The organism is Micromonospora halotolerans (assembly GCF_032108445.1).
GTDB classification, from domain to species: domain Bacteria; phylum Actinomycetota; class Actinomycetes; order Mycobacteriales; family Micromonosporaceae; genus Micromonospora; species Micromonospora halotolerans.
The window spans coordinates 849,081-871,593 of the sequence record NZ_CP134876.1; the positions used below are offsets into that span (position 1 = coordinate 849,081).

General features: G+C 74.1%; 19 protein-coding genes. 7 read left to right on the forward strand and 12 right to left on the reverse strand.

Annotated features, from left to right (window positions below):
* Nucleotides 1-22: 22 nt before the first annotated feature.
* Nucleotides 23-2,470 (reverse strand): DNA translocase FtsK, encoded by a 2,448-nt coding sequence (locus RMN56_RS03875; RefSeq protein ID WP_313722468.1) that lies wholly within the window; start codon nucleotides 2,468-2,470, stop codon nucleotides 23-25.
* A 113-nt stretch (nucleotides 2,471-2,583) separates the two neighbouring features.
* On the opposite strand from RMN56_RS03875, the gene RMN56_RS03880 reads away from it, so the two are divergent.
* Nucleotides 2,584-3,063: a type III secretion system chaperone family protein gene (locus RMN56_RS03880; RefSeq protein WP_313722469.1), complete on the forward strand. Its 480-nt coding sequence runs from the start codon at nucleotides 2,584-2,586 to the stop codon at nucleotides 3,061-3,063.
* Complete coding sequence (locus tag RMN56_RS03885; protein WP_313722470.1) at nucleotides 3,060-4,634, forward strand: YbjN domain-containing protein; 1,575 nt, start codon at nucleotides 3,060-3,062, stop codon at nucleotides 4,632-4,634. Before RMN56_RS03880 ends, RMN56_RS03885 begins: the two co-directional genes overlap by 4 nt.
* Nucleotides 4,635-4,735: 101 nt before the next feature.
* On the opposite strand, the gene RMN56_RS03890 is transcribed toward RMN56_RS03885, so the two are convergent.
* The 6 genes from RMN56_RS03890 to RMN56_RS03915 all read right to left on the reverse strand — a co-directional run bounded on the left by RMN56_RS03890 (nucleotide 4,736) and on the right by RMN56_RS03915 (nucleotide 11,861).
* The gene (locus RMN56_RS03890; RefSeq protein WP_313722471.1) at nucleotides 4,736-6,289 is read right to left on the reverse strand and encodes a S1 family peptidase; all 1,554 of its coding nucleotides are present in this window, start codon (nucleotides 6,287-6,289) and stop codon (nucleotides 4,736-4,738) included.
* Nucleotides 6,290-6,473: 184 nt separating this feature from the next.
* Complete coding sequence (locus RMN56_RS03895) at nucleotides 6,474-8,162, reverse strand: ribonuclease J (RefSeq protein WP_313722472.1); 1,689 nt, start codon at nucleotides 8,160-8,162, stop codon at nucleotides 6,474-6,476.
* Nucleotides 8,163-8,213: 51 nt separating this feature from the next.
* Nucleotides 8,214-9,140: a 4-hydroxy-tetrahydrodipicolinate synthase gene (gene dapA, locus RMN56_RS03900; RefSeq protein WP_313722473.1), complete on the reverse strand. Its 927-nt coding sequence runs from the start codon at nucleotides 9,138-9,140 to the stop codon at nucleotides 8,214-8,216.
* 52 nt (nucleotides 9,141-9,192) lie between these two features.
* Nucleotides 9,193-9,930 carry an FAD-dependent thymidylate synthase gene (gene thyX, locus RMN56_RS03905; protein WP_091269003.1) on the reverse strand — a complete coding sequence of 246 codons (738 nt, stop codon included), beginning with the start codon at nucleotides 9,928-9,930 and terminating at the stop codon, nucleotides 9,193-9,195.
* A 136-nt stretch (nucleotides 9,931-10,066) separates the two neighbouring features.
* A complete protein-coding gene (locus RMN56_RS03910; protein ID WP_376787274.1) occupies nucleotides 10,067-10,642 on the reverse strand; it encodes a DUF2752 domain-containing protein in 576 nt (191 codons plus the stop codon).
* The gene (locus tag RMN56_RS03915; protein WP_313722475.1) at nucleotides 10,632-11,861 is read right to left on the reverse strand and encodes a winged helix-turn-helix domain-containing protein; all 1,230 of its coding nucleotides are present in this window, start codon (nucleotides 11,859-11,861) and stop codon (nucleotides 10,632-10,634) included. The genes RMN56_RS03910 and RMN56_RS03915 overlap by 11 nt, the downstream gene beginning before the upstream one ends.
* Before the next feature lie 78 nt (nucleotides 11,862-11,939).
* On the opposite strand from RMN56_RS03915, the gene RMN56_RS03920 reads away from it, so the two are divergent.
* Nucleotides 11,940-12,491: a GNAT family N-acetyltransferase gene (locus RMN56_RS03920; protein ID WP_313722476.1), complete on the forward strand. Its 552-nt coding sequence runs from the start codon at nucleotides 11,940-11,942 to the stop codon at nucleotides 12,489-12,491.
* Here the strand turns inward: RMN56_RS03920 and RMN56_RS03925 are convergent.
* A complete protein-coding gene (locus tag RMN56_RS03925; RefSeq protein ID WP_313722477.1) occupies nucleotides 12,390-13,700 on the reverse strand; it encodes a glycosyltransferase family 87 protein in 1,311 nt (436 codons plus the stop codon). The genes RMN56_RS03920 and RMN56_RS03925 overlap by 102 nt on opposite strands.
* A 35-nt stretch (nucleotides 13,701-13,735) precedes the next feature.
* Here RMN56_RS03925 and RMN56_RS03930 point away from each other — a divergent pair, with 35 nt between their 5' ends.
* From RMN56_RS03930 to RMN56_RS03940, 3 genes are read left to right on the forward strand one after another with little or no spacing between them, the layout of a single operon-like run.
* Entirely contained in the window at nucleotides 13,736-14,314 is a 579-nt protein-coding gene (locus RMN56_RS03930) for a GNAT family N-acetyltransferase (RefSeq protein ID WP_313722478.1), read from the forward strand.
* Nucleotides 14,315-14,351: 37 nt separating this feature from the next.
* Nucleotides 14,352-15,383, forward strand: coding sequence for a sigma-70 family RNA polymerase sigma factor (locus RMN56_RS03935; RefSeq protein WP_313722479.1), 1,032 nt, complete (start codon nucleotides 14,352-14,354; stop codon nucleotides 15,381-15,383).
* A 10-nt stretch (nucleotides 15,384-15,393) separates the two neighbouring features.
* Nucleotides 15,394-15,774 (forward strand): VOC family protein, encoded by a 381-nt coding sequence (locus RMN56_RS03940; RefSeq protein WP_313722480.1) that lies wholly within the window; start codon nucleotides 15,394-15,396, stop codon nucleotides 15,772-15,774.
* Nucleotides 15,775-15,820: 46 nt separating this feature from the next.
* Here RMN56_RS03940 and RMN56_RS03945 read toward each other — a convergent pair whose 3' ends face one another.
* From RMN56_RS03945 to RMN56_RS03960, 4 genes are all read right to left on the reverse strand, one after another.
* Nucleotides 15,821-16,708: a carbohydrate ABC transporter permease gene (locus tag RMN56_RS03945; RefSeq protein WP_313722481.1), complete on the reverse strand. Its 888-nt coding sequence runs from the start codon at nucleotides 16,706-16,708 to the stop codon at nucleotides 15,821-15,823.
* Nucleotide 16,709: 1 nt separating this feature from the next.
* Entirely contained in the window at nucleotides 16,710-17,828 is a 1,119-nt protein-coding gene (locus RMN56_RS03950; RefSeq protein WP_313722482.1) for a carbohydrate ABC transporter permease, read from the reverse strand.
* 82 nt (nucleotides 17,829-17,910) lie between these two features.
* Entirely contained in the window at nucleotides 17,911-19,158 is a 1,248-nt protein-coding gene (locus RMN56_RS03955) for a sugar ABC transporter substrate-binding protein (RefSeq protein WP_313722483.1), read from the reverse strand.
* 26 nt (nucleotides 19,159-19,184) lie between these two features.
* Nucleotides 19,185-20,162 carry a LacI family DNA-binding transcriptional regulator gene (locus RMN56_RS03960; protein ID WP_313722484.1) on the reverse strand — a complete coding sequence of 326 codons (978 nt, stop codon included), beginning with the start codon at nucleotides 20,160-20,162 and terminating at the stop codon, nucleotides 19,185-19,187.
* Nucleotides 20,163-20,321: 159 nt separating this feature from the next.
* Between RMN56_RS03960 and RMN56_RS03965 the strand changes: the two genes are divergently transcribed.
* Complete coding sequence (locus tag RMN56_RS03965) at nucleotides 20,322-22,424, forward strand: amylo-alpha-1,6-glucosidase (RefSeq protein WP_313722485.1); 2,103 nt, start codon at nucleotides 20,322-20,324, stop codon at nucleotides 22,422-22,424.
* Nucleotides 22,425-22,513: the final 89 nt, after the last annotated feature.

Below are 22,513 nucleotides of genomic sequence, written 5' to 3' on the forward strand. Positions count from 1 at the left end.
CTCGTCGCGTGACACGTCCGGGCTACTCCTCGCCGCCGCGCAGGCCGGCCAGGACCTCCTCCAGCTCGTCGGGCTTGACCAGCACGTCGCGGGCCTTGGACCCCTCGGACGGGCCGACCACGCCCCGGGTCTCCATGAGGTCCATGAGCCGGCCCGCCTTGGCGAAGCCGACCCGCAGCTTGCGCTGCAGCATCGAGGTCGAGCCGAACTGCGAGGTGACCACCAGCTCCACCGCCTGCACCAGCAGGTCCAGGTCGTCGCCGATGTCCTCGTCGACCTTCTTCTTGCTGTCCTGCGCGGGGGCCAGCACGTCCGGGCGGAAGTCCGGCTCACGCTGGTCCTTGCAGAACTTCACCACGTCGTGGATCTCGCGCTCGGTCACCCAGGCGCCCTGGATGCGGATCGGCTTCGACGCGCCCATGGGCAGGAACAGCCCGTCGCCACGGCCGAGCAGCTTCTCCGCGCCGGGCTGGTCGAGGATGACCCGGGAGTCGGCCAGCGAGGAGGTGGCGAAGGCGAGCCGGGACGGCACGTTCGCCTTGATCAGGCCGGTGACCACGTCGACCGAGGGGCGCTGGGTGGCCAGCACCAGGTGGATGCCGGCGGCCCGGGCCAGCTGGGTGATCCGGACGATGGAGTCCTCCACGTCGCGCGGCGCGACCATCATGAGGTCGGCCAGCTCGTCCACGATCACCAGCAGGTACGGGTAGGGCCGCATCTCCCGCTCGCTGCCCGGCGGCGCCTTGATCTCGCCGTTGCGCACCTTGCGGTTGAAGTCGTCGATGTGCCGGACCCCGTTGGCGGCGAGGTCGTCGTAACGCATGTCCATCTCGCGGACGACCCACTCCAGCGAGTCGGCCGCCTTCTTCGGGTTGGTCACGATCGGGGTGACCAGGTGCGGGATGCCCTCGTAGCCGGTCATCTCGACCCGCTTCGGGTCGATCAGCAGCAGCCGCACCTCGTCCGGGGTGGCCCGGGTGAGGACGGACACCAGCAGCGAGTTCAGGCAGGACGACTTGCCCGCGCCGGTGGCGCCGGCGATCAGGATGTGCGGCATCTTGGCCAGGTTGGCCACCACGTAGCCGCCCTCGATGTCCTTGCCGAGCGCGACCACCATCGGGTGGTGGTCGCTGGTGGCCGCCCGCGAGCGCAGCACGTCGCCGAGCGCCACGTTCTCCGGGTCGGTGTTCGGGATCTCCACGCCGACCGCGCTCTTGCCCGGGATGGGGCTGAGGATCCGCACGTCCGGGGACTTCACGGCGTAGGCGATGTTGCGGGAGAGCTGGGTGATCCGCTCGACCTTGACGCCCGGCCCCAGCTCGACCTCGTAGCGGGTGACCGTCGGGCCGCGGGTGAAGCCGGTGACCGCGGCGTCCACGTCGAACTGTTCGAAGACGCCGGTCAGCGCGGCGATGACCTCGTCGTTGGCCTTGCTCCGGGTCTTCGGCGCGGCCCCGCTGCCCAGCATGTTGGCCGGCGGCAGGGTGTAGTCGCCGGCCAGCCCGGTGAGCGCGAGCTGCTCGGCGCGGGTGGGCAGCGGGGAGTGCTCCGGCGGCTCGACCGGTTTGCGGCTGGCCGGCACCCTCTTGCGCGGCAGCACCAGGGTGTCCTGGAGGTCGACGCCGTCGAGGTCGTCGTCCGGGTCCAGCGGGTCCAGCGGCGGCGGGAGGCGCTTGGCCGCCCGCTTGCGGGCCGGCTTCGCCGCCGCCTCGGGCTCCTCGGCCTCCTCGGCCTCGGGCGGCGGCACGGGACCGCCGCGCAGGCCGAGCCGCTCCGGGATCTTGTTGATCGGGGTCGCGGTGATGACCAGCAGCCCGAAGACCAGCAGCAGGAGCAGCAGCGGCATGGCCACCCAGGCGGTGACCGCCGACTTGAGCAGGTCACCCACACCGGCGCCCAGCAGGCCGCCCGCGTAGTCACGCTGGACCTCGTCGACCGGGTCCTGTCCGATGTGCAGCATGGCCGCCGTGGCGAGCAGCATCGAGCCCCAGCCGACCAGGCCGCGCCCCCGGTGCGCGGGATCGGCCGGCGTGCGCATGAGCCGCCAGGCGCCCACCATGAGCAGCACCGGCACCACGATGGCGATCGCGCCGATGAAGAGGCGGGCGGTGTCCGCGAGGTGCCGGCCAACCGGCCCCGCCCCGCCGGACCAGATGCCCACCGCGCTGAGGATGGCCAGGCCGAACAGGAGCAGCCCGGCCCCGTCGCGGCGGTGCTCCGGGTCCAGCTCGCGGGTGGTGGCGGCCTGCCGGCCGGCGGCCCGGAACGCCCAACCCACGCTGTGCGCCAGACCCATCCACAGCGCACCCAGCGCGCGGCCCGCGAACGCGGCCGGGCTCGGCCCGCGCGCCGGGCGCCGCCGGGCGGTCGCCCTCGTGGCCTTCTTGGCCGGCTGGCGGGCACGACTGTTCGTGGTTCCGCGCGGCGACGCGCCGCGCCGCCGGCTCGCCTGAGAGGTACGGCCCGCCATACAGTCACCGTAACGGCGGGACCCGGCAGATCGCCGCTTTTCCGGGTCGTGTCCGCGCGTCGCGGCAGGGATCCGCCGCGCTTTGTGTTATTCGCCTCAGAAGGGATGCCCTCATGGCGTCGCCCGAGATCGAGGACGGTCCGGACGGCCCCCTGGCCGGACACCCGCAGACGTTACGGCCGCTGACCGGCGAGCTGATCGCCGCCGTGCTGGCCAACCGGGGGTACGCGGTGACCGAGGACGCCGACGGCGACCTGGTGGGCCGCTGGGGCGACAGCCTCATCTGGTTCTTCCGGCGCGGCACCGCCGGGGAGCTGCTCCAGGTGCGCACCGTCACGGCGCACCGGTTCGGCATCGAGACGGTGCCCGACCTGCACGCCTTCTGCAACGCCTGGAACCACGACCGGCTCTGGCCCAAGGCGTTCGTGCACGTCGCCGACGACGGGCTGGCCCAGGTGTGCGGCGAGGTGACGACCGACCTGGAACGCGGGGTCACCCCGCACCAGCTCGACCAGCTCGTCGACTGCGGCGTCACCACCGGCTGCCAGCTCGCCGCCGCCGTGGCGGACCTGCCCGGCGGGACACTGCGATGACCACCTTCCGGGACCGGGGGCTCGCCGACGCGCTCGCCGACGCCCGGGACCTGCCCGACGGCGAGGCCCGCTGCGCCGAGCTGGAACGCATCGCCGCCCGCGCGGACGCCACCGGCGACCCGCGCACCGCGCTGGCGGCACGGTTCGCGCTGGTCGAGGCGTACCTGCACCTGGGCGAGCGGTGGCGGACCGTGGAGCCGGTACGCCGCTGCCTGGCCACCGTGGACCGGCAGCCGGAGCTGCTCGACGGCCCCGGCGGGGCCGAGCGGCTGCGCCGGCACCAGCGGCAGGCCGTCGAGGCCCTCTTCGGCACCCCCCGGGTGGCCCTGGACCAGGCCCGCTCCCTGTTGGACGACCTCGCCGACCGGCTGGGCCCCGGCGCCGGGCCGGTGGCCGAGCTGCGCTGCCGGCTCGCCGACCACCTCGGGGACGAGCCGACCGCCCGCCGCGAGTACGACCGCTGGTCCGCCGGCGACGCCGCCGACCCGGTGGCCGGCTGCGCGGGCTGCGCCCCGGCCCGCCGGGCCGAGCTGCTGGCCGGCTGGGGCGAGCCGGCGGCCGCGCTGGCCGCGCTGGAGCCGGTGCTCGACGGCGAGCCGGGCTGCACCGACCAGCCGGAGCGGGCCCTCGCCGCGGGGCTGCTGCCCTGGCTGCGCACCGGCGAGGCGGAGCGCGCCGCCCGGGCACACGTGCGGGCGTACCGGCGGCACCGCCGCGAGCGGGCGGCCTTCCCGCAGCTCGCCGCGCACCTGCGGTTCTGCGCGCTGGGCGGGCACCTGGCGCACGGGCTGGACGTCCTGGCCGAGCAGCTGCCCCACCTCGACCACCCGGCCGACGACCTGTCCGCCATGGAGTTCGCGGCGGCGGGCGCGCTGCTCTGCGGGCTGGCCACCGAGGCCGGTCTGGGCGGGCGGCGGATCCACCGGCCCGGGCACGGGCCCCGGCCAGCCGCCGAGGTGGACGTGTCCACGCTCGCCGGTCAGCTCCAGGCCCTCGCCACCACGCTTGCCGGCAGCTTCGACGCCCGCAACGGCACCGGCCACCAGTCCGGCCGGATCGCGTCCTGGCTGGCCGAGCGGCCGCTCGCCGAGCCGGTGCCGCTGCCGGCCGAGGACGACATCCCCGACGACGACCCGGCCGAGCCGGGCCCGCCCGGCGCGGAGGAACCCGCCCCGCTGAGCCTCCGGATGCTCACCGCCGCCCTCGACGCGCGCGGCGACGCGTACACGGTGGAGCCCGACGGCACTGTGGTGGGGCGCTGGGGCGAGGCCGTGGTCCAGTTCCGGCGGCTCGGGCCGCAGGGCGAGGTGCTGCACGCCCGGGCCGTGGCGCTGCGCCGGCTGCCGGCCGCCCGCCGCGCCGAGGCGTACGCGTTCTGCAACGCCTGGAACCACGACCGGCTGCTGCCGGCGGCGTACGTGCACGACCCGGGCGACGGGACGCTGCTGCTGGCCGCCGACGTCACCACCGACCTGGCGTACGGGGTGGCCCGTTCACAGCTCGTCGTGCTGATCACGGCGGCGGTCAGCACCGGGGCCGCGTACGCCGAGGCGGTCGCCGCGCTGCCCTGAGCCCGGCACCCGCGGGCCCGGACGCGGCGCGACCCCCGGCCACCGGGCGGTGGTGGACGGGGGCCGCGGTCCGGTGCCGCCGGGGTCGACCCGGCGGCGGCTCAGCGGGCGGAGAACGCCAGGGTGTACTCGCCGGCGCCGGCCAGCCCGACCACCCGGTAGCGGTAGGCGCCGGCGGGGGTCTCGGCGGTCAGCCGGGCGAGCCCGTCGGCGCTGCCGGCGCGGGCCACGGTGCGGAACGTGGTGCCGGTGAAGCGTTGCAGCTCCAGCACCACGCGGGCGCCTGCCGGGGCGGACACGCACCCCTCCTGGGCGCCGCCGGACACCCGGAAGAAGCGGCCGTCGGGCTGGACCTGCGCCCGGCCGGCGGCGATCCGGCCGGTCCGGCTCACCTGCCCGGTGCAGTCCGTGGCGTCGCCGGCCGGCGGGGTGACCGGCGCGGTGCTCTCCGGCGGCGCGGTGGCCCCGCCCCCGGCGGGCGGCGCGGAGGGCTGGGCGCCCGCCGTGACCAGGGTCAGGTTGTTGCGCTGGAGGATCTCGTTGACCGGCTGGAAGAAGGTCACGCCGCCCCGCGTGCAGTCGCCGGAGCCACCGGAGGTGACCCCCTGCGCCTGGTCGCCGGAGAGCCACGCGCCACCCGAGTCGCCCGGCTCGGCGCAGACGTTCGTCCGGGTCAGCCCGGTGACCGTCCCCTCCGGATAGTTCACCGTGGCGTTCTTGGCCTGGATGACCCCGCACCGGGTGCCGGTGGTCGAGCCGGAGCGGCACACCGAGGCGCCGACCGGAGCCTCGGTGGAGCCGTTCACCGGCACCGTGCCACCGTTGAAGTCGTTCACCACGCCCTGCGGCGTCCACTGGCCGTTGACCTCGACGACGGCCCAGTCGTCGCCCGGGAACGAGGAGGCCGCGAAGGTGCCCTGGGCCACCCGGTTCGCGCCGGCGGTCCGGTCCCCGGGACGGCCGCAGTGCCCGGCCGTGACGAAGCCGCCGACCACCGAGAAGCCGACCGAGCAGCGACCGGCGTTGTTGATGAAGTACGCGTCGCCGCCCCGCACGTCGAACAGCGGGCGGGGCGCCTCGTCGGCGGTCCTCACCCGCACCGCGCCGGCCGGCACCCCGCTGGCCTCGGCGAACCGGCGGCCGGCCGCCTCCGCGCCAGGCTGGGCGACCACCACGACCGAGTTGGTGGCCACGTCGACGTACCAGCCGGCGACGTCCGGGGTGGCCTCCCCGCCGGCCGCGTCGAGCCGTGTCTTCACCGCGTCCAGCTCGGCGACCCCGCGGTCGACCCGCTTCGGCACCGCGCCCGCGGCGGTCACCCGGGCCGCCTGCGCGGGATCGGCCACCGCCACGTTCAGCGTCGTCCCGTCCGCCCCCAGCCAACTGCCGCCGTAGTCAGCGCCCAGTTCGCCACGGAGTTTCGTGACCGTGCCGGACGCCCACCGCTCGGTCTTGAGCCGCCGGGCCGCCTGGTCCCGGGTGAGCGACAGGTCGCGGCTCAGCGCGTCCAGCACCTCGGGCGCGACACCGTCGGACGCCACCGGTGCGGTCCGCCGGGTCGGGTTCTCGCCGGCGAACGACGGCAGGGTCACCGCCGCCGCCGTGCCCGCCGCCGCCACCAGTACACCGATGGCTGTCATCCGTCTGCGGTCCATCCGCCACGCTCCTCCCGGCCGGCGCGGGTACGCCTGCCGGAGCGGAGTACGGAGACGGGCGCCGATCGGTTGAACGCGACGGCCGGGATTCGACCCAGCGTGTCCGGACGGCTCCGGGGCGTACCCGGAGACGGCGACGCCGGCCCACCGCGGACGGTGGGCCGGCGTGCGGAACGTGCGGCGGTCAGACCTCGACGACCGTCGGCACGATCATCGGCCGGCGGCGGTACGCGTCGTTGACCCAGCGCCCGACGGTGCGCCGGACGATCTGCTGGAGCTGGTGCGGGTCGGTGATGCCGTCCGCGGCGGCCCGGTTCAGCGCCTCGGTGACCAGCGGGATCACCGGGCTGAACGCCTCCGGGTCCTCGGAGAAGCCCTTCGCCGAGAGGGTCGGCCCGCCGACCACCTTGCCGGTGACCGAGTCGACCACCACGGTGGTGGCGATGAAACCGCCGTCGCCGAGGATCCGGCGCTCGGTGAGCAGCGACTCGCTGACGTCGCCCACGGCGAGACCGTCGACGTAGACGTATCGGCTCTTCACGTGGCCGACCAGGCTGGCCCGCCCGTCGACCAGGTCCACCACGTCGCCGTCCTCGCAGAGCACCACCCGGTCCGGCTCGACGCCGGACTCGATGCCGAGGCGGGCGTGCGCCCGCAGGTGCCGCCACTCGCCGTGCACCGGCAGGAGGTTGCTCGGCCGGGTGACGTTGAGCAGGTAGAGCAGCTCGCCGGCGGGGGCGTGACCGGAGACGTGCACCTTGGCCACGTCCTTGTGGATCACCGTCGCGCCGGCCCGGGCCAGCCGGTTGATCACCCGGTAGACCGAGGTCTCGTTGCCCGGCACCAGCGAGGAGGCGAGCACCACGGTGTCGCCGGGCGCGATGGTGATGTGCCGGTGGTCGCCGCTGGCCATCCGGCCCAGCGCGCTCATCGGCTCGCCCTGCGAGCCGGTGGACATGAGCACGATCTGCTCGGGCGGCAGCGCGGTGGCCTCCTCCAGCCCGACCACCAGGCCCGGCGGGATGTTGAGCAGGCCCAGGTCGCGGGCGATGCCCATGTTGCGCACCATCGACCGGCCGATCAGCGCCACCTTGCGGCCGTGCTCGACGGCCGAGTCGAAGACCTGCTGCACCCGGTGCACGTGGGAGGCGAACGAGGCCACGATGATGCGGCCGCGCGCCTTGGCGAAGATCGAGTCGAGCACCGGCCCGATCTCCCGCTCCGGGGTGACGAAGCCGGGGATCTCCGCGTTGGTGGAGTCGGAGAGCAGCAGGTCCACGCCCTCGGCGCCGAGCCGGGCGAAGCCGGCCAGGTCGGTGATCCGGCCGTCCAGCGGGAGCTGGTCCATCTTGAAGTCGCCGGTGTGCAGCACCAGGCCGGCGCCGGTGCGGATGGCCACGGCGAGCGCGTCGGGGATCGAGTGGTTCACCGCGAAGAACTCGCACTCGAACGGGCCGAGCCGCTCGCGCCGCCCCTCCGCGACGGTGAGCGTGTAGGGCTGGATCCGCCGCTCGGCCAGCTTCGCCTCGACCAGGGCCAGGGTGAACTGCGAGCCGACCAGCGGAATGTCCGGCTTGTGGGCGAGCAGGTACGGCACCGCGCCGATGTGGTCCTCGTGGCCGTGGGTGAGCACGATCGCCTGCACGTCGCCGAGCCGGTCCAGGATCGGACCGAAGTCGGGCAGGATCAAGTCCACGCCCGGCTGCTCGACGTCGGGGAAGAGCACCCCGCAGTCGACGATCAGCAGCTTGCCGTCGTACTCGAAGACCGTCATGTTCCGGCCGATGGCGCCGAGTCCGCCGAGCGGGATGATCCGCAGGCCGCCCTCCGGCAGCGGCGGGGGCAGCTCACCCTCGATGTGCGCCTCGGTCACGCGTCACCTCATTCTGCGACGCCGTCGCGCGGCGTCCGTCGTGTCGTTCGATCATTCGGGTAGGGGAAGGCCCGCCGCGGCGCAGTCCGCGCGCAGCTGGGCCAGTTCGTCGCCGGTGGCGTCCACCAGCGGCGGGCGCACCGGGCCGGCCGGCAGGCCCTTGGCCGCCAGACCCGCCTTCACCAGGATCACGCCCTGGCTCCGGAAGATGCCGGTGAACAGCGGCAGCAGCCGCCGGTGCAGGGTGAGCGCGGTGGCCATGTCGCCCGCCTCGAACGCCTCGATCAGCTGCTTGGTCTGCACCCCGGTGAAGTGCGTGGAGGTGCCGACCACGCCGACCGAGCCGACCGCCAGGGCGGGCAGGGTCAGCGCGTCCTCGCCGCTGTAGAAGGCCAGATCGCTGCGGGCCAGCACCCAGGAGGTGGCGGTGAGGTCGCCCTTGGCGTCCTTGACCGCCACGATCCGGCCGTGCTCGGCCATCGTGACCAGCGTGTCCGTGGCGATCGCCGTGCCGGTGCGGTGCGGGATGTCGTACACCATGATCGGCAGTCCGCTGGCGTCGGCGACCGCGGTGAAGTGGCGCAGCAGCCCGGCCTGCGGCGGCTTGTTGTAGTACGGCGTCACCACCAGCAGGCCGTGCGCGCCGGCCTTCTCCGCCTGCGCGGCCAGCTCGATGGTGTGCCGCGTGTCGTTGGTGCCCACACCGGCCACGATCCGGGCCCGGTCACCGACCGCCTCCACGACGGCGCGGATCAGGGTCTCCTTCTCCGCGTCGGTGGTGGTCGGGGACTCGCCGGTGGTGCCGTTGAGCACCAGCGCGTCGTTGCCCTGCTCGTCGACGAGGTGGCTGGCGAGCCGTACGGCGCCGTCGAGGTCGAGCGACCCGTCGGCGGTGAACGGCGTCACCATGGCCGTGATCAGTCGCCCGAACGGGCGCGACGCGCCCCGGTTCGGGACGGCAGGGAGGTCGTGCGTCATGTTCACAACCTAGCGGACGACCACCGGGCCCCCGGCGGCGAAGGGCGAGGACTCACTCGGCGTGCGGAGACGCCGCCACCTCGGTGCCGTCCGGCAGCGTGGAGATCACGAAGTCGGCGAAGACGTTCGGCGCGACCCCCTGGAGCTGCCGCAGGCACTCGACGGCCAGCTCGCGGATCTCCACGTCGGCGTGCTCGGTGGCGCGCATCTTGATGAAATGCCGCCACGCCCGGTAGTTGCCGGTGACCACGATCCGGGTCTCGGTGGCGTTGGGCAGCACCGCCCGGGCCGCCTGCCGGGCCTGCTTGCGGCGCAGCGTCGGGTTGGGCTCGTCGGTGAAGCGGGCCTCCAGGCCCTCCAGCAGCTCGGTGTACGCCCGGACGGCCGCCTCGCTCGCCTCGACGAACTTCTTGTGCAGCTCCGGGTCCTCGGCGATCACCGCGGGCTCGACCATGGCGGCGTCCCGCTCCGGGACGTAGCGCTGGGAGAGCTGCGAGTAGGAGAAGTGCCGGTGCCGGATCAGCTCGTGGGTGAACGACCGGGACACCCCGCTGAAGTAGAAGCTCACCGAGCCGTGCTCCAGCACGGACAGGTGCCCCACGTCCAGGATGTGCGCCAGGTAGCCGGCGTTGGTCGCGGTGGCCGGGTTCGGCTTCTTCCAGCTCTGGTAGCAGGCCCGCCCGGCGAACTCGGCGAGCGCCTGACCACCCTCCGCGTCGGTCGACCACGGCACGTCGTCCGGGGCCTGGAACTGGGTCCACGCGATCAGCTTGACCTGGGGCTGCACCATCTCCGGCATTCCTGCGACTGTAGTGGCCGGTGCGGCTCGCGCGAAAGTTGGGCGCGCGGACGTGAACCAGCGCACCAGCGGCGAATCCCGGACACTTCCGTTCGCACCTGACGGCACGTGTCCAAGATCTCGGCGGTCAGACGTAGAGCGAGGTGAACGGGGCCCAGGGCAGGTTGCGCGCCACCGAGAAGGCGAACCAGAGGGCCAGGAAGCCGCCGATCACCTTGGGGCTGATCCGCAGCTCCGGCAGCCGCCAGCCGAACGCCCGGTTTCCCGCCCAGCTCGCGAAGAGCCAGGCCAGGAACGGCAGCGAGAAGACGAAGAGGAAGTGGTGCCGGGCGGCGGCGGGGAGGTCGGCGTGCAGCACGTACCAGAGGGCGCGGGTGCCGCCGCAGCCCGGGCAGTCCAGCCCCGTGGTGAGCTTGAGCAGGCAGGTCGGGCGCGCGTCCGGGTCGCTGTGGGTGGGGTCGCTGAGCAGCGCGTAGCCCATGCCCAGGCCGACGCAGCCGAGGGCCGCGAGGGGGACCGCCCAGCGCGGGGCGCGGGCGTGCAGCCGCAGCACCAGGCGGGTGAACCGGTCCGGCTCGACCGGCGGGTAGCCCACCCCGGCGGGCCAGGCCACGGGCCCGGCAGCGTGCTCCGCGGGCGGGACCGGGTGCGGGTCGGGCGCGGCGGCCGGCCGGTCAACGCTCGTCACGCGCTCACCGTACACCGGCCACGCCCACCAGGGCGGCGGCCAGTGGGGCGGCCAGGTCGCCGGCGGCGGGCGGGGCGACCGCGTCGAGGCCGAGCCAGCCGGCGAGCCGGTAGAGCTCCGCGGCGAGCGCCACGGCGGTCTCCCCCGGGTCGGCGCCGGGCTCGACCCAGGCGGCCGGCACCAGCAGGACCCCGGCCTTCCGGTCGGCCTTGAGGTCGACCCGGGCGGTGAACCGCTCGCCCTGCAGGAAGGGGAGCACGTAGTAGCCGTAGACCCGCTGCGGCGCGGGCACGTAGATCTCGATCCGGTAGGTGAAGTCGAACAGCCGCTCGGTGCGCGCCCGCTCCCAGACCAGCGGGTCGAACGGGCTGACCAGCGTGTTGCCGCGCACCCAGCGGGGCAGCCGCGCCTGCGCGTGCAGGTAGCCCGGCTGCCGCCAGCCCGCCACGGTGACCGGGGTCAGCTCGCCCGCCTCTACCAGCTCGGCGATCGCCTGCCGGGCGCCGGCCACCGGCAGCCGGAAGTAGTCCCGCAGCTCCGGCTCGGCGGCCACGCCCAGCGACCGGGCGGCGATCGCCACGAGGGTGCGGTGGGCGTCGGCGTCCTTCGGGGTGGGCGCGTCGAGCACGGCGGCCGGCAGCACCCGCTCGGGCAGGTCGTAGCGGCGGGCGAACGAGGTGGTGCGCTCGGCCGCGGTGACCTCGCCGGCCCAGAACAGGAACTCCAGCGCCCGCTTGACGGTGGACCAGTTCCACCCCCAGTTGCCGGTCTCCCGGGGCGCGTCGTGCTCGATCTCGGCGGCCGTGAGCGGGCCCCGGGCGGCCACCTCGTCGCGCACCCAGGCGACCAGCTCGGGCTGCTCCTGGGCGATCCGGCGCATCCCGCCCCACGCCTCGTCGTGGGCCTTGGCCATCCGCCAGCGCAGCGCCGGGTGCAGCCCCACCGGGACCAGCGACGCCTCGTGCGCCCAGTATTCGAACAGGTCCCGGGGGCGCCGGTAGGCGGCCGTGTCGAGCAGGCTGGTCGGGTAGGGGCCGAGCCGGCTGTAGAGCGGCAGGTAGTGTGCCCGTTGCAGGACGTTGACCGAGTCCATCTGAATCAGCCCGACCCGGTCGAGCACCCGGCGCAGGTGCCGGCGGGTGGGCACGCCGGCGGGCGCCGGGTCGGCGAAGCCCTGGGCGGCCAGGGCGATCCGGCGGGCCTGGGCGAGCGAGAGCGATTCCGGTACGGCCATCGTCGGCGACCTTATTCCACCGGTACGACACAGGTGCGGCGGCTGGACCGATCGCCCTGCGCGGCATAGAACGGACGGGTGCGCACCATCCGCCGGGAGGAACCGGACGACGCCGAGGCGATAGCCCGGGTGCACATCCGCGGCTGGCAGGCCGGGTACGCCGGGATCATGCCGGCCGAGGTGCTCGACCGGCTGAACCCGGCCGCCTGGGCGCAGCGCCGCCGGGATCTCGGCACGGCCGACCCGGAGCACCCGTTCACCACGCTGGTCGCCGAGGTCGACGGCACGATCGAGGGGTTCACCACCTTCGGGCCGTACCGGAACAACCAGGACCGCGGCGACCTCGACCCGGCGTACGGGGAGATCCTGGCGATCTACCTGGACCCGTCCCGGTGGGGCGGCGGGAGCGCCCAGGCGCTGCTCGCGGCAGCCCGGGCCGGCCTCGCGGAGCGGGGCCTCGCGGAGTACCGGCTCTGGGTGCTCGCCGACAACGCCCGGGCCCGCCGCTTCTACGAGCGGGCCGGGCTGTCACCGGACGGGGAGGAGTCCACCTACGCGGTGCCGCTGCACGGCGGGCGGGACCCGGTCCGGCTCCTCGAGCTGCGCTACACCGCCCGGCTCGACGGCTGACCCGGCCGGCCCGCCCGGTTCGACCGGACCGCCGCCGGTCGGCGTGGCCCAGCGCCGGATCGGCAGGGCCAGCAGCAGCGCGAGGCTGATCCAGACGTACGTGTTGCTGCCCAGGAACCCGCCCACCCCGGTGAAGTCCTTCTCCCAGGCCCAGACGATGCGGCTGATGAGGAAGGCGTACCCGACGAGGGCGCCGGCCAGCAGCAGGCGGCGGCGGAGGCTGCGGGCGGGCGCGGCCATGCCGTTGTCGACCAGCAGGATCAGCCCCGGCAGCAGCCAGACCAGGTGGTGCACCCAGGTCACCGGGCTGACCAGGCACATGGTGGCGCCGGTCAGCGCCAGGCCGGTGGCCTCGTCGCCGGCGGCCACCGCGGCCCGGGAGCGCCAGCCCCAGACGACCAGGGTGGCGAGGACCAGCGCCAGCCAGGCGACGGTGCTCGGGTGTTCCGGATGGAGCCGGGCCACCACCCCGCGCAGCGACTGGTTGGAGACGAAGGCCAGCTCGCCCACCCGGTCGGTGTTCCACAGCGCCTCGGTCCAGAACTCCCGGGAGGCGTCCGGGAAGAGCGCGGCGGCGACCAGGGTGGCCGCCGCGGCCGCGCCGATGGCGGTGAACGCGGCCCGCCAGCGGCCGGTCACCAGCAGGTAGACGATGAAGATGCCCGGGGTCAGCTTGATCGCGGTGGCCAGCCCGATGCCCACCCCGGCCCACCGGCTGCGCGCCGGCAGCAGCCGGAGCAGGTCCACCGCCACGAGGAACAGCAGCAGCATGTTGACCTGGCCGAAGTTGACCGTCTCGCGCATCGGCTCGTACGCGGCGGCCAGGCAGAGCGCCACCGCCAGGGCGAACCAGCGGGTCCAGCCGGCGCGCCGGGCGACCGGGTCGAGCAGCCACCAGATCACCACGGCGCTGACCACCACGGTGGCCGCCACGCTCACGGTGATCGCCGCCCACCAGGGCAGGTACGCCATCGGCAGCATGACCAGTGCCGCGAACGGCGGGTAGGTGAAGCCGTACTGGGTGCCGCCCTTGAGGAAGTCGTAGATCTCTCCGCCGTCGTGCACCCAGAAGGTCAGCGCGCCGTAGTAGACCTTGAGGTCGAAGAAGCCGTGCCGCACGGCGGCCACGGACAGGAAGGCGGTCACCGCTCCGGCGAGCGCCACCACGGCGACGACCTGCGCGATCGTCCGCCTGGCACCCTGCGCCACCGTCGCCCTCCTCGCCCTGCGTAGGCTCACGTGCCATGGCTCTCGGGTACGTCCGCCCCGCGCGTCCGGAGGACGCCGGCGAGATCGCACGCCTCCAGCTCGCCACGTGGCGGGTCGCGTACCGCCGGATCCTGCCCCGGCACGTGCTCGACAACCTGGACGAGGCGTATCTCGCCCGGCGGTGGAGCGCCGCGGTGCAGGAGCCGCCCTCGGGCGCGCACCGCGTGCTGGTCGCCGTCGAACAGGCCGAGCAATCGTATCTGGTGGGGTTCGCCGCCTCCGGTCCGGCCGATGCCGAGGCGCTCGCGCCGGGCGAGCCGGCCGACGCGCTCGCCGACGGCGTGGTGGCGGTGACCGACCTGCTGGTCGAGCCGCGCTGGGGCCGGCGCGGGCACGGCAGCCGGCTGCTCGCCGCCATGGTCGACCACTGGCGGGAGGACGGCTTCACCCGGGCGGTGGCCTGGGCGTTCGACGCCGACGAGGCGACCCGCGGGTTCCTCACCTCGACCGGTTGGGAGCCGGACGGCGCGGGCCGCGCGCTGGACGTGGACGACATGCTGGTCCCCCAGGTCCGCCTGCACGTCGGCGTCCCCGCCGAGCCGGCCGCTTCCTGAGTACGGGCTGTCGGGGGCACCGCCTACCGTGGGCGGTATGACGACCGCACCGGCGCCCGCTCCCCCCGACCTGGAGCCGTTCCGGGTCGAGCTGACCGGCTACGCGTACCGGATGCTCGGCTCGGTGTTCGACGCCGAGGACGCGGTGCAGGAGACCCTGCTGCGGGCCTGGCGCGGCCGCGACGGCTTCGACGGCCGGTCCAGCCTGCGCACCTGGCTCTACCGGATCGCCACCAACGTCTGCCTGGACCTGCTGCGCGGGCGCAGCCGGCGGGCCCTGCCGGTCAATCTGGACGGGCCGGCCGCGCCGGTGGCCGGGTCGCTCGGCACGCCGGCCGGCGACTGGGTCGAGCCGGTGCCGGACTCGGCGGTCCTTCCGGCCGACCCGGCGGAGCTGGCGGTGGCCCGGGAGTCGGTGCGGCTGGCGTTCGTGGCCGCGCTCCAGCACCTGCCTCCCCGGCAGCGCGCCGTGCTGATCCTGCGGGACGTGCTGCGCTGGCGCGCCGACGAGGTCGCCGACCTGCTCGACGCCACCGTGCCGGCGGTCAACAGCGCGCTGCAGCGGGCCCGGGCGACCCTGGCCGGGGTGCGCGCCGAGCGGCGCGCCGGGCCGGATCTCGACCCGGTCGACCGCGACCTGCTCGACCGCTACGTGGACGCCTTCGCCCGCTACGACGTCGACGCCCTGGTGGCGCTGCTGCGCGCGGACGCCGTGCAGAGCATGCCGCCCTACCGGATGTGGCTGCGCGGCGCCGCGGACATCGGCCGCTGGCTGCGCGGGCCGGGGGCCGGCTGCCGGGGCTCCCGGCTGGTGCGGGTGGCCGCGAACGGCGGCCCGGCCGTGGCCCAGTACCGGGTCGACCCGGCCGGCGGTCACCGGGCCTTCTCGATCACGGTGCTGGAGGCCGCCGGGGGGCGGATCGCCCGGCTCAACCACTTCCTGGAGCCCCGGCTCTTCCCGCGTTTCGGACTGCCGACCCGGCTCGATCCCCGACGCGCCGATGAGTTCGGGCCCCCTGGACCGTCCACCCCTGGTAGGCACGACGGAGGCGACGCGCCGGCGGAGTGAGGAGCGGGTCATGTTCAGGGACACGAAGGCGTTCAGCGGGTTCTCGGTGGACGACCCGGACCGCGCGGAGCGGTTCTACACCGACGTCCTGGGGTTGCGGGTGTCCCGGGACGACGCCATGGGGGGCCTGCTGACCCTGCACCTGGCCGGGGACCGGCCGGTGCTGGTCTACCCGAAGGCCGACCACCGGCCGGCCACCTACACGGTGCTCAACTTCCCGGTGCCCGACATCGACCGGGCGGTGGACGAGCTGACCTCGCGCGGGGTGCGGTTCGCGCGCTACGAGGGCATGCCGCAGGACGAGAAGGGGGTCATGCGGGGCAACGGCCCGTCGATCGCCTGGTTCACCGACCCGGCCGGCAACGTGTTCTCGGTGCTCCAGGAGGGCTGAACCGGGGGCGGCGGTCCCGGCACGGGGCGGGACCGCCGGCCACCGGTCAGCCCTTGTCGGCGCCCTCGTTGGCGCCGCGCACGAAGTAGCGCTGGAAGACCATGAAGAGCACCGCCACCGGGATGGTGGCGAGCAGCGCCGCGCCCAGCTTGAGCGGATACTGGGTGCCCTTGCCCAGCGACCCGCTGACCAGGTCGGCCAAGCCCCGGGGCAGGGTGAACAGGTGCGGGTCCTGCACCGAGACGAGGCTGTGCGGGAACTCGTTCCAGGAGCCCTGGAACGACAGGATGGTCAGCGTGATCAGCGCCGGCCGCGCCATCGGCAGCACCACCGACCAGAAGGTGCGGAACACGCCCGCGCCGTCGATCCGGGCCGCCTCCTCGACGCTGACCGGCACCGACTCGAAGAACTGCTTCATGATGAAGACGCCGGCCGCGTCGGCGAGCAGGGGCACCACGAGGCCCGCGTAGCTGTCGTAGAGGCCGAGCTGCTTGAGCACCAGGAACTTCGGGATGAGCAGCACCACGCCGGGCACCGCCATGACCGCGATGACCGCGGCGAACAGCCCGGCCCGGCCCCGGAAGCGCAGCCGTGCCAGCGCGTAGCCGGCGAGCGAGTCGAAGAAGACCCGGCCGAGGGTGACCAGCACGGTGACCAGCAGCGAGTTGCCGAGCCAGAGCGGGAAGTTGGTGCCGGCGAAGATCCGCTCGAAGCCGGCCAGGGTCAGCGCGTCGGGGATCGGCGAGAGCGGGTTCGCCGCCGCGTCGGGCTCGGTCTTGAGCGAGTTGCCGAGCTGGATGACGAACGGGTAGAGGAAGACCAGCCCGAAGGCGATCAGGACCGCGTACCCGAGGATGCGGTTGACCCGGGCGCGGGGCCCGCGGTCGGCGCGGCGCGTGACGGGGGCCGCCGGCCGGTCGGTGAGCACGGCCATGTCAGGACCCCTCCGGTACGCGTCGCCGCCACCACCGGGCCCGCCGGGGCTCGTCCCGGTCGGCCATCACCCGGCGCTGGAGCAGGGTCAACAGGATGATGATCAGGAACAGCACGAAGGAGATGGCCGCGCCGGAGCCGTAGTCGAAGTCCCGGAAGGCGGTCCGGTACGACAGGTACGCCGGGGTGAGCGTGGTCTTGGCGGGGTCGCCCTGGCTCATGACGTACACCTGGTCGAAGACCTGCCAGGAGCCGATCAGGCCGAGGGTGAGCACCAGGAACATGGTCGGCTTGATCAGCGGCAGGGTGACGTGCCGGAAGCGCTGCCACCGGGTCGCCCCGTCGAGGGTGCTGGCCTCGTCGAGCGCCACCGGCACGTTCTGCAACGCGGCCAGGAACATCAGCATGAAGGTGCCCGAGGTGGTCCAGATGACCAGGCTGATGATCGACACCATGGCCACGCTCGGACCGGCGAGCCAGTCCCACCAGGTCAGGCCGAACGGGCCGCCGGAGGTGAGCGCGCCGGGCGGGGTGTCCACCCCGACGGCGCCGAGCAGCAGGTGCAGCACGCCCCGGGAGTCGGCGAACCACTCCGGCCCGTTGATGCCGAGGAGGCCGAGCAGCCTGTTGACCGCGCCGGAGTTGGCGAACAGGAACAGGAACACCACGCTGATCGCCACCGAGCTGGTGACCGAGGGGAAGTAGAAGGCGCTGCGGAAGAAGCCCTTCCCCTTGAGCATGCGGTTGTTGACCACGAGGGCGAGGCCGAGGGCGAGCGCGGTCTGCACCGGCACGACGATGCCCACGTAGTACATGTTGTTGCGGATGCTGGTCATGAAGTCCCGGCGGTCGAGGCCGTCGTCGGCGAACAGCCGGGTGTAGTTGTCGCCGCCCACGAACGGCACGTCGCCGGTGAACGGGCTGCCCTGGCCGTTCCAGTCGGTGAGGCTCACCCACAGCGCCATGAGGATCGGCAGCAGCAGGAAGAGCCCGAGGATCACGATCACCGGCGCGACGAAGAGCCAGCCGGCGATGTTCTCGTTGCCGCGGATGCCGCCGCCGCGACGGCGAGGCGGCTTCGCCGGCGTGGTCGCCGGGGCGCGCAACGCTTCGGTTGCCATCTCGTCCCTCCCTCCTGTCGGGGGGTGAAGGAGGGGCCCCCTCTTATCACCCGTCTGTTAACAAGGGGCCCCTCCTTGCACCTCAGCCGCCGAGCGCCGCCTTGGCGTTCTTGTCGAAGTTGCTCAGGACCGTCTTCGGGTCACCGGTGGCCAGCCCCTGGAGGCCGGCCTCCAGGTCCCGCAGGACGCTGTCCATCTTCGGGGCGTTCACCGGGCCCTGCGCGTACGCGGCGGCGTCGATGAACGGCTTGTCCGCCGGGAAGGCGCTGGCGTACTGGTCGCGGACGGACTGCCGCGACGGCATCACGCCGAACGCCTTGGCGAAGCTCACCTGCTGGTCGCCCGCGGTCATCGCCTCGACGAACTTGATCGCCTGGTCCTTGTACTTCGACTTGGCCGCGATGCCCCAGCACTGGGTGAAGGAGAGGGTGCCCTGCCCCTTCGGGCCGGTCGGCAGCGGCACGACCTTGTACTTCACGTTCGGGAAGTCGTTCTGCAGGGCGCCCTTGATCCAGTTGCCCTCGATGGTCATGACGGCCTTGCCCCTGCCGAACGCCTCCCCGGACCAGCCGGCGTCGAGCTGCTTCGGGAACTTCGCGTAGCCGTTGGTGAGCAGGGACTTCACGTACTGGAGGGCCTGGAGGTTCTCCGGGGTGTCGGCGGTGGGCTGCTTGCCGTCCTTGCTCATGAGCCAGCCGCCGTTCTGCACCATGAACGCGCCGATCCGGTCGCGGGTGTCGCCGAGGGCGAGCGCCACCATCTTCTTCGCCTTGATCTTCTGGCTGACGGCGGTGAGCTGGTCCCAGGTGGTCGGCACGTCGGCGTCGGTCAGGCCGGCCTTCGCCCAGAGGTCGGTGTTGATCTCCAGGGCGAGGGTGGAGAAGTCCTTCGGCGCGCAGTAGAGCTTGCCGTCGTAGGTGAACGTGGTGCGCAGGCTCTCGTAGAAGTCGTCCTTGTTGCTGACCTTGTCGCCGTACGGCTCCAGGGCGCCGACACTGGCGTAGTCGGCGAAGCGGGTCGCGTCGACGTAGAAGACGTCGGGCGGGGTGCCGCCGGCGAGGGCCTGGCCGAGCTGCTGGGTGAGGTCCTGGGCCGGGGTGACGGTGGCCGTGTTGCCACTGGCGGACGCCCACTTGGCGGCGGCCTCCTGCACCGCCTTGGTCTCGGCCTCGCCGGACGAGCCGATCATGATCTGCAGGCTCGCCGGGCCGCTGGACTGCTTGGTGTCGTTCGCGGAGTCGTCGAAGCCGCTGCCGCACGCGGCGGAGCCGAACAGGGCGACGGCGGCGAAGCCGGCCACCGCCGCCCGGGTGAGGGTGCGAGGTGTCATCTGACTCTCCTGGATGGGGGATGGGGTCACGCCGTCTGCCGGAGCACGAGCGTGGGAGTGAGCAGCACATGGTGATCGGTGGGCTGGCCGTCGAGCAGGTCGGTGAGCAGGTCGACGCAGCGGGCGGCGGCCGCGGCGAGCGGCTGGCTGACGCTGCTCAGGCCGACCGCGGCGGCCACCGGGGTGTCGTCGAAGCCGACGACGGCGACCGGCGCGGCGGCGTGGCGCGCGGCCTGGAGCGCGCCGAGGGCGAGCGAGTCGCTGGCGCAGACCACCGCGGTCGGCGGCACGTCGCGGGCGAGCAGGTCCCGCAGTTCCCGCTCGCCCTCGGCGATGCCGTCCTCGCTCTCCCGGCGCAGGCCGGCCACGTCGTGGCCGGCCGCCGCCATGGTGGTACGCCAGCCGGCGCACCGGTCGTCGCCGACGCCGGAGCCGGCCGGCCAGCCGAGGAAGGCGATCCGGTGGTGGCCGGCGTCGAGCAGGTGCCGGGTGACCTGGGCGGTGCCGGCGGCGCCGTCCACGTCGACCCACGGGTGCGCGTCGAGGGCGTCCCACGGCCGGCCGAAGGTCACGAACGGCACCTCGCGCGCGGCCAGCCACGCGGTGCGCGGGTCGCCGTGCTTGGTGCCGGTGAGCACGAACGCGTCCAGGTCGTACGCGCCGAGCAGGTCGTCGTAGGTGGCGATCTCCTGGTCGTCGTCGCGGGCCGTGTAGAGCATGACCCGGTAGCCGGCGGCGTCGGCGGTCTCGGTGAGCCCGTGCAGGAAGCGGTCGAGCACCGAGCCGTTGATCCCGTCGCGGGTGGGCTCGATGCGGACGGCGATGAGGCGGGAGCGGCCGGTCCGCATCTGCCGGGCGGCCTGGTTGGCCCGGTAGCCGAGCGCGCTGATCGCCTCCTGCACCCGCCGCCGGGTCTCCTCGCGGACGATGTGCGGCGCGTTGAGCACGTTGGAGACCGTCTGCCGGCTCACCTGGGCATGCCGGGCCACCGTCGCGATGGTCACCTTTTCAGCCACTTGATCCCTCTCGCCGCCTTGAACGATCCAACTCCGATGAGGCAGGATTAGATCGTTCAAAGTTTCTGGAATGTTTCGCACTGTGGCACCGGCCGGAGCCATCTGTCAAGACGTCGCCGGCCCACCGATCAGCACCGGGAGTTCCCCTTGTCCGAACGCCACCTGCAACCGCTGCTGCACGACCTGGTCGGCGTGGTGCACGCCCCCACGAGCGCGCTGGGCGACGCGGCGGGTCAGATCCGGCCGCACGGCGTCCAGGGCGTCTTCCACGCCGACGCCCGGGTGCTCTCCCGCGCCGAGCTGCGCCTCGACGACCGGGAGCCGGAGGCGCTGACCCGCGGGCCGGCGGGGCCGCACGGCGCCCGCTTCGTCGCCCTGGCCCGCTGGCTCGGCGACCCCACCCCCGACCCGACCGTCCGGGTCGAGCGCACCCGGCAGGCCGGCCCGCACGGCGTCACCGAGGAACTCGTCGTCTCGTCCACCGCCGCCGACCCGGTCCACACCACGGTCAGCGTCGACCTCGGCTGCGACCTCGCGCCCATCGAGCTGGTCAAGTCCGGCGGGAGCGGCGCGCCGCTGGAGGCGAAGGCCGGCGAGCCGGGCCGGGTCCAGTGGGCCGCCGAGGGGCTCACCGTGACCGTCACCGGCGAGGCGGCCACCGTGGACGCCGCCGGTGACCGGGCCACCGCACCCCGGCTGAGCTGGCCCGTCACGCTCGCCCCCGGCGAGTCCGCGACGCTGCGCTGGCGGCTGGCCGTCACCGACCCGAAGGCGGTGGTGACCGCCGCCCCGCCCGGCCCCGGCTGGTCCGAGCCGGCCGTACGCGCCGACGACCGCCGCCTGGTCCGGCTCCTCGACCGCGCCCTGGCCGACCTGCGCGCGCTGCGCCTGGCCGAGCCGGCCCACCCGGAGGACGTCTTCCTCGGCGCCGGCGTGCCCTGGTTCCTCACCCTCTTCGGCCGGGACAGTCTCTGGGCCGCCCGGATGATGCTGCCGCTCGGCACCGACCTGGCCGCCGGCACGCTGCGCGTGCTGGCCCGCCGGCAGGGCACCCGGGTCGACCCGGCCACCGGCGAGGCGCCCGGCAAGATCCTGCACGAGCTGCGCCGGCACGAGGTCGCCCTGGCCGACGGCGGGCTACGGCTGCCGCCCGCCTACTACGGCACGGTCGACGCGACCATGCTCTGGGTCGGGCTGCTGCACGACGCCTGGCGCTGGGGGCTCCCCGCCGACCAGGTCGAGCCGCTGCTCCCCCACCTGGAGGCGGCGCTCGGCTGGCTCGGCGAGCACGCCGACGCCGACGGCGACGGCTTCATCGAGTACGTCGACACCACCGGCCACGGCCTGGCCAACCAGGGCTGGAAGGACTCCGGCGACGCGGTGCGCTTCCGGGACGGCCGGCTGGCCGCGCCGCCCATCGTGCTGGCCGAGGTGCAGGGGTACGCGTACCAGGCCGCCGTGAACGGGGCCGACCTGCTCGACGCCTTCGGCCGCCCCGGCGCCGACCGCTGGCGCGGGTACGCCGACCGGCTCGCCACCCGCTTCCGTGCCGCGTTCTGGGTCGACGGCCCGCACGGCCCACAGCCCGCCCTGGCGCTCGACCGGGACAAGCGCCCGGTGGACTCGCTGACCAGCAACATCGGCCACCTGCTCGGCACCGGGCTGCTCTCGGACGCCGAGTCGGCGCAGGTCGCCGCCCTGCTCTCGACCGAGGCCCTCGCGGGCGGCTTCGGCCTGCGCACCATGTCCACCGACGACGCCGGGTTCAGCCCGCTGTCGTACCACTGCGGGTCGATCTGGGCGCACGACACGGCCGTCGTGCTCGGTGGGCTGGCCCGGGACGGCCACCGCGCGCCGGCGCTCCGGCTCGCCGACGGCCTGCTGGCGGCCGCCGAGGCCTTCGACTACCGCCTCCCCGAGCTGTACGGCGGGGACGACCGGGCGGCGCTCGGCCGGCCGGTGCCGTACCCGGCGGCGTGCCACCCCCAGGCCTGGTCGGCCGCGGCGGCCGTGCTGCTCCTCCAGGCGGCGCTCGGCCTCTATCCCGACGTGCCCGCCGGCCGCGTCGACCTCCGCCCCCTGGCCGGCCCCGAACTCGGCGCCCTCGCGGCGGACGGCCTGCGAATCGCCGGCACCCCGATCAAGATCACGGTCAACCACACCGGCCACCCCACCCTCACCGGCCTCCCCCACTCCCTGCACATCCCCACCCCCCGCCCGGCCCCCAACCCCACCCACTCCCCCGCCTGACTCCCAAGTTGATCAAGAAGTTTGCGTCGGGAACCGGCTGCTCCACGACGCAAACTTCTTGATCAACGGGTTGGGGCGGGCGCGGCGGG